Here is a 13939-nt window from a genome sequence, read left to right as displayed (position 1 = left end):
AAAAAACCCCCTGAGACTCTCAGGGGGTTTTCGAATAAAAGCCTGACGATGACCTACTTTCACACTGGTTGCAGCACTATCATCGGCGCGAAGTCGTTTCACGGTCCTGTTCGGGATGGGAAGGGGTGGTTCCGACTTGCTATTGTCATCAGGCATGACTTGTCGATTGTTTGTTGAGCTGTTGCTGCTAGCTCGAACAAGCAATCCAATCTGGAAGAAGTAGTTACAACAAATTTTGGCGGGCGTGAATGCTCAAACTGGCATTACGCTATTCACTTGCCTACACCTTATCAAGGTTATAGGGACAAGCCGCACGGGCAATTAGTATCAGTTAGCTTAACGCATTACTGCGCTTCCACACCTGACCTATCAACGTCCTGGTCTCGAACGACCCTTCAGGGAGATCAAGTCTCCGGGAAATCTCATCTTAAGGCAAGTTTCCCGCTTAGATGCTTTCAGCGGTTATCTCTTCCGAACTTAGCTACCCGGCAATGCCACTGGCGTGACAACCGGTACACCAGAGGTTCGTCCACTCCGGTCCTCTCGTACTAGGAGCAGCCCCCTTCAAATTTCCAACGCCCACGGCAGATAGGGACCAAACTGTCTCACGACGTTTTAAACCCAGCTCACGTACCACTTTAAATGGCGAACAGCCATACCCTTGGGACCGGCTACAGCCCCAGGATGTGATGAGCCGACATCGAGGTGCCAAACTCCCCCGTCGATATGAACTCTTGGGAGGAATCAGCCTGTTATCCCCAGAGTACCTTTTATCCGTTGAGCGATGGCCCTTCCATACAGAACCACCGGATCACTATGTCCTACTTTCGTACCTGCTCGACTTGTCAGTCTCGCAGTTAAGCACGCTTATGCCATTGCACTATTAGCACGATGTCCGACCGTACCTAGCGTACCTTCGAACTCCTCCGTTACACTTTGGGAGGAGACCGCCCCAGTCAAACTGCCTACCATGCACTGTCCCCGATCCGGATAACGGACCAAGGTTAGAACCTCAAACAAACCAGGGTGGTATTTCAAGGTTGGCTCCACGAGAACTAGCGTCCCCGCTTCAAAGCCTCCCACCTATCCTACACAGATTGGTTCAAAGTCCAATGCAAAGCTACAGTAAAGGTTCATGGGGTCTTTCCGTCTAGCCGCGGGTAGATTGCATCATCACAAACATTTCAACTTCGCTGAGTCTCGGGAGGAGACAGTGTGGCCATCGTTACGCCATTCGTGCAGGTCGGAACTTACCCGACAAGGAATTTCGCTACCTTAGGACCGTTATAGTTACGGCCGCCGTTTACTGGGACTTCAATCAAGAGCTTGCACCCCATCATTTAATCTTCCAGCACCGGGCAGGCGTCACACCCTATACGTCCACTTTCGTGTTTGCAGAGTGCTGTGTTTTTATTAAACAGTCGCAGCCACCAGTTTATTGCAACCCTTTCGTCCTTCTGGCGCGAGCCAGTCAAACTACAAGGGCGTACCTTATCCCGAAGTTACGGTACCAATTTGCCGAGTTCCTTCTCCCGAGTTCTCTCAAGCGCCTTAGAATACTCATCTCGCCCACCTGTGTCGGTTTGCGGTACGGTCTCGTTAGACTGAAGCTTAGAGGCTTTTCTTGGGACCACTTCCGATTGCTTCGCAGCACAAGGCCGCTCGTTCCATGCCCTTGAATTACGCTACCGGATTTGCCTAGTAGCCTTCTCCAACACAGAAACCGGGACTTCCAACACCCGGACAACCTTCCGCGATCCGTCCCCCCATCGCATCTAACGACGGTGCAGGAATATTAACCTGCTTCCCATCAGCTACGCATCTCTGCCTCGCCTTAGGGGCCGACTCACCCTGCTCCGATGAACGTTGAACAGGAAACCTTGGGCTTACGGCGTGGGGGCTTTTCACCCCCATTATCGCTACTCATGTCAGCATTCGCACTTCTGATACCTCCAGCATCCCTTACGAGACACCTTCGCAGGCTTACAGAACGCTCTCCTACCATATATCCGAAGATATATCCGCAGCTTCGGTGACTGGCTTAGCCCCGTTACATCTTCCGCGCAGGACGACTCGATCAGTGAGCTATTACGCTTTCTTTAAAGGATGGCTGCTTCTAAGCCAACCTCCTGACTGTTTTAGCCTTCCCACCTCGTTTTCCACTTAGCCAATCTTTGGGACCTTAGCTGGCGGTCTGGGTTGTTTCCCTCTTGACGCCGGACGTTAGCACCCGACGTCTGTCTCCCAAGCTCGCACTCATCGGTATTCGGAGTTTGCAATGGTTTGGTAAGTCGCGATGACCCCCTAGCCATAACAGTGCTCTACCCCCGATGGTGATACTTGAGGCACTACCTAAATAGTTTTCGGAGAGAACCAGCTATTTCCAAGTTTGTTTAGCCTTTCACCCCTACCCACAGCTCATCCCCTAATTTTTCAACATTAGTGGGTTCGGACCTCCAGTGCGTGTTACCGCACCTTCATCCTGGCCATGAGTAGATCACTTGGTTTCGGGTCTACACCCAGCGACTGAACGCCCTATTCGGACTCGATTTCTCTACGGCTTCCCTATACGGTTAACCTTGCCACTGAATGTAAGTCGCTGACCCATTATACAAAAGGTACGCAGTCACGGAACAAGTCCGCTCCTACTGTTTGTATGCACACGGTTTCAGGATCTATTTCACTCCCCTTCCGGGGTTCTTTTCGCCTTTCCCTCACGGTACTGGTTCACTATCGGTCGATTACGAGTATTTAGCCTTGGAGGATGGTCCCCCCATGTTCAGACAGGATTTCACGTGTCCCGCCCTACTTGTCGCAAGCTTAGTTCCACACCAGGGATTTCGTGTAAGGGGCTATCACCCTCTATGGCCGCCATTTCCAGAGCGTTCCACTATCGCTGATGCTAAATCTTGCAGGCTGTTCCCATTTCGCTCGCCACTACTTTGGGAATCTCGGTTGATTTCTTTTCCTGTAGCTACTTAGATGTTTCAGTTCGCCACGTTCGCTTCACACACCTATGTATTCAGTGAGTGATGACCTTTCGGCCGGGTTTCCCCATTCGGAAATCTGCGGATCAAAGCTTGTTTGCCAGCTCCCCGCAGCTTATCGCAGGCTACTACGTCCTTCATCGCCTGTAATCGCCAAGGCATCCACCATGTGCACTTATTCACTTGTCCCTATAACGTTGATCTCTCTTGCGAGAGCGTTATAGAAAAGTTGAGTTCGCGTGTTTGCCGTATCCAAAGAGATTCGTCTTTTTGAGAACTCTTTACATACTTTATGATTGATACAATCACAACCCACCAGTCGTTACCTCTGCGCTCATCACAAACGCATCAGCTCCAACTGATAAATTCTTTACTTCTTCCAGATTGTTAAAGAACAAAACAGCTTATTGATCCAAACGATCAAACCTAAATGGCGCCGTCCAATATCTTGCGATACCTGGCCGTCTCACTTAGGTTTGAAGTCTTGGTGGAGGTTGACGGGATCGAACCGACGACCCCCTGCTTGCAAAGCAGGTGCTCTCCCAGCTGAGCTAAACCCCCGAAACCTTCATGGTGGGTCTGGTTGGGCTCGAACCAACGACCCCCGCGTTATCAACACGGTGCTCTAACCAACTGAGCTACAGACCCCTTCGGATCAGTACCCAATCAAACCCCCGGCAGACTATTCCTGCCGACTGCCGACCGTTCACTGTTCTTCTTCTTATTAACACACCGATAAGTGTGGACGCTTAACTTCCGCGCTTACTCTAGAAAGGAGGTGATCCAGCCGCACCTTCCGATACGGCTACCTTGTTACGACTTCACCCCAGTCACGAATCCTACCGTGGTAAGCGCCCTCCTTGCGGTTAAGCTACCTACTTCTGGTAAAACCCGCTCCCATGGTGTGACGGGCGGTGTGTACAAGACCCGGGAACGTATTCACCGCGACATGCTGATCCGCGATTACTAGCGATTCCAACTTCATGTAGTCGAGTTGCAGACTACAATCCGGACTACGATACACTTTCTGGGATTAGCTCCCCCTCGCGGGTTGGCGGCCCTCTGTATGTACCATTGTATGACGTGTGAAGCCCTACCCATAAGGGCCATGAGGACTTGACGTCATCCCCACCTTCCTCCGGTTTGTCACCGGCAGTCTCATTAGAGTGCCCTTTCGTAGCAACTAATGACAAGGGTTGCGCTCGTTGCGGGACTTAACCCAACATCTCACGACACGAGCTGACGACAGCCATGCAGCACCTGTGTTCTGGTTCCCTTTCGGGCACCCCCGCCTCTCAGCAGGGTTCCAGACATGTCAAGGGTAGGTAAGGTTTTTCGCGTTGCATCGAATTAATCCACATCATCCACCGCTTGTGCGGGTCCCCGTCAATTCCTTTGAGTTTTAATCTTGCGACCGTACTCCCCAGGCGGTCTACTTCACGCGTTAGCTGCGTTACCAAGTCAATTAAGACCCGACAACTAGTAGACATCGTTTAGGGCGTGGACTACCAGGGTATCTAATCCTGTTTGCTCCCCACGCTTTCGTGCATGAGCGTCAGTGTTATCCCAGGGGGCTGCCTTCGCCATCGGTATTCCTCCACATATCTACGCATTTCACTGCTACACGTGGAATTCTACCCCCCTCTGACACACTCTAGCCGTGCAGTCACAAATGCAATTCCCAGGTTGAGCCCGGGGATTTCACATCTGTCTTGCACAACCGCCTGCGCACGCTTTACGCCCAGTAATTCCGATTAACGCTTGCACCCTACGTATTACCGCGGCTGCTGGCACGTAGTTAGCCGGTGCTTATTCTTCAGGTACCGTCATTAGCAAAGGATATTAGCCCTCACCGTTTCGTTCCTGACAAAAGTGCTTTACAACCCGAAGGCCTTCTTCACACACGCGGCATTGCTGGATCAGGGTTTCCCCCATTGTCCAAAATTCCCCACTGCTGCCTCCCGTAGGAGTCTGGGCCGTGTCTCAGTCCCAGTGTGGCTGGTCGTCCTCTCAGACCAGCTACTGATCGTCGCCTTGGTGAGCTTTTACCCCACCAACTAGCTAATCAGATATCGGCCGCTCCTGGAGCGTGAGGCCTTGCGGTCCCCCACTTTCATCCGTAGATCGTATGCGGTATTAGCTAGTCTTTCGACTAGTTATCCCCCACTCCAGGGCACGTTCCGATATATTACTCACCCGTTCGCCACTCGCCGCCAGGGTTGCCCCCGCGCTGCCGTTCGACTTGCATGTGTAAGGCATGCCGCCAGCGTTCAATCTGAGCCAGGATCAAACTCTTCAGTTTAATCTCTGTTTTGTGCCATTTCTGGCAGGTTCCGAAGAACCGTCGCTCACTCAAAATACTGACAGGAATGTTCTTGCGAACCTTCCTATATTTCTTCTTTGTGAGCACTTCATGTTTTAAGTATTCCAGATCCGCTTTCGCGCATCCGGCGCACTTCCATCAAGCGCCCACACTTATCGGTTGTTAATTTTTAAAGAACTTTTCCACTTAGCAACCAGCCCTTCCGGGCCAGGCAGCTCGCTGTCGAATCGTTTTGTTCGTCAGCAGCAGAGAGATGAGATTATGGGGCAATTTCTTCTGACCGTCAACCCCTTGTTCAACATTTCGGGGAGTTCGTTCGTTGCCTCACAACTACTACAGAATAAAAAACCCCCTGAGACTCTCAGGGGGTTTTCGAATAAAAGCCTGACGATGACCTACTTTCACACTGGTTGCAGCACTATCATCGGCGCGAAGTCGTTTCACGGTCCTGTTCGGGATGGGAAGGGGTGGTTCCGACTTGCTATTGTCATCAGGCATGACTTGTCGATTGTTTGTTGAGCTGTTGCTGCTAGCTCGAACAAGCAATCCAATCTGGAAGAAGTAGTTACAACAAATTTTGGCGGGCGTGAATGCTCAAACTGGCATTACGCTATTCACTTGCCTACACCTTATCAAGGTTATAGGGACAAGCCGCACGGGCAATTAGTATCAGTTAGCTTAACGCATTACTGCGCTTCCACACCTGACCTATCAACGTCCTGGTCTCGAACGACCCTTCAGGGAGATCAAGTCTCCGGGAAATCTCATCTTAAGGCAAGTTTCCCGCTTAGATGCTTTCAGCGGTTATCTCTTCCGAACTTAGCTACCCGGCAATGCCACTGGCGTGACAACCGGTACACCAGAGGTTCGTCCACTCCGGTCCTCTCGTACTAGGAGCAGCCCCCTTCAAATTTCCAACGCCCACGGCAGATAGGGACCAAACTGTCTCACGACGTTTTAAACCCAGCTCACGTACCACTTTAAATGGCGAACAGCCATACCCTTGGGACCGGCTACAGCCCCAGGATGTGATGAGCCGACATCGAGGTGCCAAACTCCCCCGTCGATATGAACTCTTGGGAGGAATCAGCCTGTTATCCCCAGAGTACCTTTTATCCGTTGAGCGATGGCCCTTCCATACAGAACCACCGGATCACTATGTCCTACTTTCGTACCTGCTCGACTTGTCAGTCTCGCAGTTAAGCACGCTTATGCCATTGCACTATTAGCACGATGTCCGACCGTACCTAGCGTACCTTCGAACTCCTCCGTTACACTTTGGGAGGAGACCGCCCCAGTCAAACTGCCTACCATGCACTGTCCCCGATCCGGATAACGGACCAAGGTTAGAACCTCAAACAAACCAGGGTGGTATTTCAAGGTTGGCTCCACGAGAACTAGCGTCCCCGCTTCAAAGCCTCCCACCTATCCTACACAGATTGGTTCAAAGTCCAATGCAAAGCTACAGTAAAGGTTCATGGGGTCTTTCCGTCTAGCCGCGGGTAGATTGCATCATCACAAACATTTCAACTTCGCTGAGTCTCGGGAGGAGACAGTGTGGCCATCGTTACGCCATTCGTGCAGGTCGGAACTTACCCGACAAGGAATTTCGCTACCTTAGGACCGTTATAGTTACGGCCGCCGTTTACTGGGACTTCAATCAAGAGCTTGCACCCCATCATTTAATCTTCCAGCACCGGGCAGGCGTCACACCCTATACGTCCACTTTCGTGTTTGCAGAGTGCTGTGTTTTTATTAAACAGTCGCAGCCACCAGTTTATTGCAACCCTTTCGTCCTTCTGGCGCGAGCCAGTCAAACTACAAGGGCGTACCTTATCCCGAAGTTACGGTACCAATTTGCCGAGTTCCTTCTCCCGAGTTCTCTCAAGCGCCTTAGAATACTCATCTCGCCCACCTGTGTCGGTTTGCGGTACGGTCTCGTTAGACTGAAGCTTAGAGGCTTTTCTTGGGACCACTTCCGATTGCTTCGCAGCACAAGGCCGCTCGTTCCATGCCCTTGAATTACGCTACCGGATTTGCCTAGTAGCCTTCTCCAACACAGAAACCGGGACTTCCAACACCCGGACAACCTTCCGCGATCCGTCCCCCCATCGCATCTAACGACGGTGCAGGAATATTAACCTGCTTCCCATCAGCTACGCATCTCTGCCTCGCCTTAGGGGCCGACTCACCCTGCTCCGATGAACGTTGAACAGGAAACCTTGGGCTTACGGCGTGGGGGCTTTTCACCCCCATTATCGCTACTCATGTCAGCATTCGCACTTCTGATACCTCCAGCATCCCTTACGAGACACCTTCGCAGGCTTACAGAACGCTCTCCTACCATATATCCGAAGATATATCCGCAGCTTCGGTGACTGGCTTAGCCCCGTTACATCTTCCGCGCAGGACGACTCGATCAGTGAGCTATTACGCTTTCTTTAAAGGATGGCTGCTTCTAAGCCAACCTCCTGACTGTTTTAGCCTTCCCACCTCGTTTTCCACTTAGCCAATCTTTGGGACCTTAGCTGGCGGTCTGGGTTGTTTCCCTCTTGACGCCGGACGTTAGCACCCGACGTCTGTCTCCCAAGCTCGCACTCATCGGTATTCGGAGTTTGCAATGGTTTGGTAAGTCGCGATGACCCCCTAGCCATAACAGTGCTCTACCCCCGATGGTGATACTTGAGGCACTACCTAAATAGTTTTCGGAGAGAACCAGCTATTTCCAAGTTTGTTTAGCCTTTCACCCCTACCCACAGCTCATCCCCTAATTTTTCAACATTAGTGGGTTCGGACCTCCAGTGCGTGTTACCGCACCTTCATCCTGGCCATGAGTAGATCACTTGGTTTCGGGTCTACACCCAGCGACTGAACGCCCTATTCGGACTCGATTTCTCTACGGCTTCCCTATACGGTTAACCTTGCCACTGAATGTAAGTCGCTGACCCATTATACAAAAGGTACGCAGTCACGGAACAAGTCCGCTCCTACTGTTTGTATGCACACGGTTTCAGGATCTATTTCACTCCCCTTCCGGGGTTCTTTTCGCCTTTCCCTCACGGTACTGGTTCACTATCGGTCGATTACGAGTATTTAGCCTTGGAGGATGGTCCCCCCATGTTCAGACAGGATTTCACGTGTCCCGCCCTACTTGTCGCAAGCTTAGTTCCACACCAGGGATTTCGTGTAAGGGGCTATCACCCTCTATGGCCGCCATTTCCAGAGCGTTCCACTATCGCTGATGCTAAATCTTGCAGGCTGTTCCCATTTCGCTCGCCACTACTTTGGGAATCTCGGTTGATTTCTTTTCCTGTAGCTACTTAGATGTTTCAGTTCGCCACGTTCGCTTCACACACCTATGTATTCAGTGAGTGATGACCTTTCGGCCGGGTTTCCCCATTCGGAAATCTGCGGATCAAAGCTTGTTTGCCAGCTCCCCGCAGCTTATCGCAGGCTACTACGTCCTTCATCGCCTGTAATCGCCAAGGCATCCACCATGTGCACTTATTCACTTGTCCCTATAACGTTGATCTCTCTTGCGAGAGCGTTATAGAAAAGTTGAGTTCGCGTGTTTGCCGTATCCAAAGAGATTCGTCTTTTTGAGAACTCTTTACATACTTTATGATTGATACAATCACAACCCACCAGTCGTTACCTCTGCGCTCATCACAAACGCATCAGCTCCAACTGATAAATTCTTTACTTCTTCCAGATTGTTAAAGAACAAAACAGCTTATTGATCCAAACGATCAAACCTAAATGGCGCCGTCCAATATCTTGCGATACCTGGCCGTCTCACTTAGGTTTGAAGTCTTGGTGGAGGTTGACGGGATCGAACCGACGACCCCCTGCTTGCAAAGCAGGTGCTCTCCCAGCTGAGCTAAACCCCCGAAACCTTCATGGTGGGTCTGGTTGGGCTCGAACCAACGACCCCCGCGTTATCAACACGGTGCTCTAACCAACTGAGCTACAGACCCCTTCGGATCAGTACCCAATCAAACCCCCGGCAGACTATTCCTGCCGACTGCCGACCGTTCACTGTTCTTCTTCTTATTAACACACCGATAAGTGTGGACGCTTAACTTCCGCGCTTACTCTAGAAAGGAGGTGATCCAGCCGCACCTTCCGATACGGCTACCTTGTTACGACTTCACCCCAGTCACGAATCCTACCGTGGTAAGCGCCCTCCTTGCGGTTAAGCTACCTACTTCTGGTAAAACCCGCTCCCATGGTGTGACGGGCGGTGTGTACAAGACCCGGGAACGTATTCACCGCGACATGCTGATCCGCGATTACTAGCGATTCCAACTTCATGTAGTCGAGTTGCAGACTACAATCCGGACTACGATACACTTTCTGGGATTAGCTCCCCCTCGCGGGTTGGCGGCCCTCTGTATGTACCATTGTATGACGTGTGAAGCCCTACCCATAAGGGCCATGAGGACTTGACGTCATCCCCACCTTCCTCCGGTTTGTCACCGGCAGTCTCATTAGAGTGCCCTTTCGTAGCAACTAATGACAAGGGTTGCGCTCGTTGCGGGACTTAACCCAACATCTCACGACACGAGCTGACGACAGCCATGCAGCACCTGTGTTCTGGTTCCCTTTCGGGCACCCCCGCCTCTCAGCAGGGTTCCAGACATGTCAAGGGTAGGTAAGGTTTTTCGCGTTGCATCGAATTAATCCACATCATCCACCGCTTGTGCGGGTCCCCGTCAATTCCTTTGAGTTTTAATCTTGCGACCGTACTCCCCAGGCGGTCTACTTCACGCGTTAGCTGCGTTACCAAGTCAATTAAGACCCGACAACTAGTAGACATCGTTTAGGGCGTGGACTACCAGGGTATCTAATCCTGTTTGCTCCCCACGCTTTCGTGCATGAGCGTCAGTGTTATCCCAGGGGGCTGCCTTCGCCATCGGTATTCCTCCACATATCTACGCATTTCACTGCTACACGTGGAATTCTACCCCCCTCTGACACACTCTAGCCGTGCAGTCACAAATGCAATTCCCAGGTTGAGCCCGGGGATTTCACATCTGTCTTGCACAACCGCCTGCGCACGCTTTACGCCCAGTAATTCCGATTAACGCTTGCACCCTACGTATTACCGCGGCTGCTGGCACGTAGTTAGCCGGTGCTTATTCTTCAGGTACCGTCATTAGCAAAGGATATTAGCCCTCACCGTTTCGTTCCTGACAAAAGTGCTTTACAACCCGAAGGCCTTCTTCACACACGCGGCATTGCTGGATCAGGGTTTCCCCCATTGTCCAAAATTCCCCACTGCTGCCTCCCGTAGGAGTCTGGGCCGTGTCTCAGTCCCAGTGTGGCTGGTCGTCCTCTCAGACCAGCTACTGATCGTCGCCTTGGTGAGCTTTTACCCCACCAACTAGCTAATCAGATATCGGCCGCTCCTGGAGCGTGAGGCCTTGCGGTCCCCCACTTTCATCCGTAGATCGTATGCGGTATTAGCTAGTCTTTCGACTAGTTATCCCCCACTCCAGGGCACGTTCCGATATATTACTCACCCGTTCGCCACTCGCCGCCAGGGTTGCCCCCGCGCTGCCGTTCGACTTGCATGTGTAAGGCATGCCGCCAGCGTTCAATCTGAGCCAGGATCAAACTCTTCAGTTTAATCTCTGTTTTGTGCCATTTCTGGCAGGTTCCGAAGAACCGTCGCTCACTCAAAATACTGACAGGAATGTTCTTGCGAACCTTCCTATACTTCTTTTTTGTGAGCACTTCATGTTTTAAGTATTCCAGATCCGCTTTCGCGCATCCGGCGCACTTCCATCAAGCGCCCACACTTATCGGTTGTTAATTTTTAAAGAACTTTTCCGCTTAGCAACCAGCCCTTCCGGGCCAGGCAGCTCGCTGTCGAATCGTTTTGTTCGTCAGCAGCAGAGAGATGAGATTATGAAGCATTTTCTTCAAATCAACCAGCTTTTTGTTTCGCTTTTTTTTCGCTAGACATCGCTGCGTTGACTACCTGCACCCCCGTCTTTCTTCAGCCTTTTCGAACCGCTTTTCGCGGCTTTCGAAGCGCTGTTTCGCGACGGGAGGCGAACTATATCAAAGGTTACGGAAGGCTGGCAAGCGCTTCTGTAAAAAAGCGTTCATTCCCTCTTTCTGGTCCTCGGTGCCGAACGTGGAGTGGAACGAGCGGCGCTCGAACAGCACGCCCTCCGAAAGGGGTGCTTCATAGGCGCGATTGATCGCCTCCTTGATCATCATGGCAACCGGAAGCGACATGGAAGCGATTACCTGCGCTGCCTCCATCGCCTCGTCCAGCAAGCGCTCGACCGCCACCACGCGGGATACCAGGCCGGCTCGTTCAGCCTCGGCAGCGTCCATGATGCGCGCCGTCAGGCACATGTCCATGGCCTTCGCCTTGGATACCGCCCGCGGCAGACGCTGGGTGCCGCCTGCGCCCGGCATTGTTCCCAGCTTGATTTCCGGCTGGCTGAACTTCGCATTCTCGGCGGCGATAATGAAATCGCACATCATCGCCACCTCGCAGCCTCCGCCGAATGCATACCCGGCGACCGCGGCGATCACCGGCTTGCGGGTGCTGCGCAGGCCTTCCCAATTGCGGGTGATGTAGTCGCCTTTGTATACGTCCATGAATGAGTAGCCCGCCATCGCACTGATGTCCGCTCCGGCTGCAAATGCCCGCTCACTGCCAGTAAGGACTATGCATCCAATGTTCTCGTCCGAATCGAATTGATTCAACGCATGACCCAATTCGTCCATCAATGCGTCATTCAGTGCGTTCAACGCCTTCGGCCGATTCAGCCGTATCAATCCCACCCGATCCTTTGTCTCCACCAGGATATTTTCGTATTGCATGACCGCCGACTCCTTTTCAATTGGGGATAAGTTCGCCGTTCATTTTAACGGGGCGCGGCACGGGGATCTCCGGCCAATCACGACATTGACCTCGATCAATGGCAGCCGGGAGTCCATGCCTAAGATACAAGCCGTCAACAGCGAGGAGATCGAGCGATGCTGCAAGAGATGTGGTCGAATGGTTTTTCCACTGGCGCGAGCTGGTTGGATGAGTTGCACTTCGGTATCGCGAAATCCCTCAGGCGAGCCAGCGGTGCGCCGGATCCTGATTTCGGCAGGGCTTATAACGACCTGCTTGCCGATCTGGAAATGGTGTTCCGGGAAGAAGAGGAAAAAATGGCTGATTCCGACCCGGTCGCAGCCAGGAGCCACCGCGAACAGCATGCGCAGGTACTGCATGGCCTGCATTGTGCGCATGGGCAGGTGCTGGATGGCGACCTTCACCTCGGGCGCCAGATAGCAACGGAACTGCTGCCCCGCTGGCTGAGCTTTCACATGGCCACGATGGATGTTCCGCTTTTCAGGAGAAGCAGTGACTCCAGCATCAGTGAGAGCGCCAGCGCCACCAGCGCCTGCCCATCGACATCATGACCGGGGTAGTTTAGGGAGCAACACCCACATTGCCCCGCGCTGCTTCATCCGCCCCGCCACTTCACCCGCCCCACTTCCGAAGCCCCAGAAGAAATCCCCGCGCACCGCGCCGCGGATGGCCCCGCCAGTATCCTGCGCCAGCATCAGGCGCTGCAGGGGCTTGTCACTCCCCGGCTCGGTAGTGGCAAGAAAAACCGGAGCGCCAAGCACCAACATCCGCGGATCGACCGCCATTGACCGGGCCGGAGTCAGGGGCACCCCGAGGGCACCCTTCGGCCCCTGTTCGACTGCGGGCAGCTTCTCCTCCCGGAAGAAGACGACGCTCGGGTTCGCATCGAGGAGCTCCTGGCGGCGCCCCGGATTGGCGACGAACCAGGCCTTGATCGACGCTGCGGAAGCCTGGTCCAGTGTCATTTCTCCCTTATCCACCAGATAACGTCCGATCGACTTGTAGGGATGGCCGTTCTGGTCCGCATATGCGACCCGCACCGTCTCACGCGTATCCGCAAGTTGGACCCGCCCCGATCCCTGCACCTCGAGGAAGAAGGCGTCTATCGCATTGTCGACCCACAGCAACTCCTTGCCAGCCAGGAGGTTCGACTTCGCCACTTCAGCGCGCGTCGCATAAGGCACGACCTTGTTGCCCGCCAGCCGTCCACGCAGGCGCATCCCCTTCAGATCGGGGTATACCGAGCTCAGGTCAATGGTCAGCATGTCCTCGGGCACCCGGAACAATGGAATCTGGTAAGGGCCCCCGCGCTTGCGCGCCCCTTTCAGCAATGGTTCGTAATAACCGGTAATGAGTCCGCTATCGCTGCCGTCAGCGTTGATCACTTTATGCGGAACGAAAAAAGATTCGAAGAACAGGCGCACACCCTTGCTGTCGGCACCGTCCACGCCGAGCGCGATCGAACACGGCTCCTTCCATTCGGGCTTTCGAACCAGCACCTCACAGGAAGCAAGGAAAGGCCGCCACGCTTCCCGCAAGTCGTCGGCCTCCCAGCCAGGGATTTCGGCGAATGTGACCGGCTGAAGCCGCGGTTGCGGCTTGGCCTCCACCGGCGGCGGGGGCTGCTCGACCTTGGGTGACGGCGCCACGGCGCAGCCGCCCAGGACAATTGCTGCTGCCAATGCGAGTAAACTTGCCGCTCGTGACAATTCAGAGGTAACACTCATGTGGATCTTGATTGCA

General features: G+C 53.2%; 3 protein-coding genes, 4 tRNA genes and 6 rRNA genes. 1 reads left to right on the top strand and 12 read right to left on the bottom strand.

Annotation, left to right across the window (positions count from 1 at the left end; genetic code table 11):
• Positions 1-40: 40 nt before the first annotated feature.
• The 11 genes from rrf (FVE66_RS14530) to FVE66_RS14480 form a co-directional block, all read right to left on the bottom strand.
• Positions 41-153 (bottom strand): 5S ribosomal RNA (rrf, locus tag FVE66_RS14530).
• A gap of 147 nt (positions 154-300) precedes the next feature.
• Positions 301-3176, bottom strand: a 23S ribosomal RNA gene (locus tag FVE66_RS14525).
• A 296-nt stretch (positions 3177-3472) separates the two neighbouring features.
• A tRNA-Ala gene (locus FVE66_RS14520) sits at positions 3473-3548 on the bottom strand.
• A gap of 10 nt (positions 3549-3558) precedes the next feature.
• A tRNA-Ile gene (locus FVE66_RS14515) sits at positions 3559-3635 on the bottom strand.
• Positions 3636-3758: 123 nt separating this feature from the next.
• Positions 3759-5289: ribosomal RNA gene (locus FVE66_RS14510) — 16S ribosomal RNA — on the bottom strand.
• Between the two features lie 403 nt (positions 5290-5692).
• Positions 5693-5805, bottom strand: a 5S ribosomal RNA gene (rrf, locus tag FVE66_RS14505).
• Positions 5806-5952: 147 nt separating this feature from the next.
• A 23S ribosomal RNA gene (locus tag FVE66_RS14500) occupies positions 5953-8828 on the bottom strand.
• A 296-nt stretch (positions 8829-9124) separates the two neighbouring features.
• Positions 9125-9200 (bottom strand) — tRNA-Ala (locus FVE66_RS14495).
• 10 nt (positions 9201-9210) lie between these two features.
• Positions 9211-9287 (bottom strand) — tRNA-Ile (locus FVE66_RS14490).
• A 123-nt stretch (positions 9288-9410) separates the two neighbouring features.
• Positions 9411-10941, bottom strand: a 16S ribosomal RNA gene (locus tag FVE66_RS14485).
• The 16S, 23S and 5S rRNA genes sit together here with 4 tRNA genes alongside, the layout of an rRNA operon.
• A gap of 438 nt (positions 10942-11379) precedes the next feature.
• Positions 11380-12156: an enoyl-CoA hydratase gene (locus tag FVE66_RS14480; protein ID WP_151448144.1), complete on the bottom strand. Its 777-nt coding sequence runs from the start codon at positions 12154-12156 to the stop codon at positions 11380-11382.
• A gap of 156 nt (positions 12157-12312) precedes the next feature.
• Here FVE66_RS14480 and FVE66_RS14475 point away from each other — a divergent pair, with 156 nt between their 5' ends.
• The gene (locus FVE66_RS14475; RefSeq protein ID WP_151448143.1) at positions 12313-12747 is read left to right on the top strand and encodes a bacteriohemerythrin; all 435 of its coding nucleotides are present in this window, start codon (positions 12313-12315) and stop codon (positions 12745-12747) included.
• On the opposite strand, the gene mltA is transcribed toward FVE66_RS14475, so the two are convergent.
• Positions 12742-13923, bottom strand: coding sequence for a murein transglycosylase A (gene mltA, locus FVE66_RS14470; protein ID WP_151448142.1), 1182 nt, complete (start codon positions 13921-13923; stop codon positions 12742-12744). The genes FVE66_RS14475 and mltA overlap by 6 nt on opposite strands.
• Positions 13924-13939: the final 16 nt, after the last annotated feature.

This window comes from Lacisediminimonas profundi, from assembly GCF_008831265.1.
GTDB classification, from domain to species: domain Bacteria; phylum Pseudomonadota; class Gammaproteobacteria; order Burkholderiales; family Burkholderiaceae_D; genus Lacisediminimonas; species Lacisediminimonas profundi.
This window is presented reverse-complemented; position numbering and strand designations above follow the sequence as displayed.

Coding starts and splice junctions, on each gene's coding strand:
- mltA (WP_151448142.1), bottom strand. CDS start 13,923: ATGAGTGTTACCTCTGAATTGTCACGAGCGGCAAGTTTACTCGCATTG.
- FVE66_RS14480 (WP_151448144.1), bottom strand. CDS start 12,156: ATGCAATACGAAAATATCCTGGTGGAGACAAAGGATCGGGTGGGATTG.
- FVE66_RS14475 (WP_151448143.1), top strand. CDS start 12,313: ATGCTGCAAGAGATGTGGTCGAATGGTTTTTCCACTGGCGCGAGCTGG.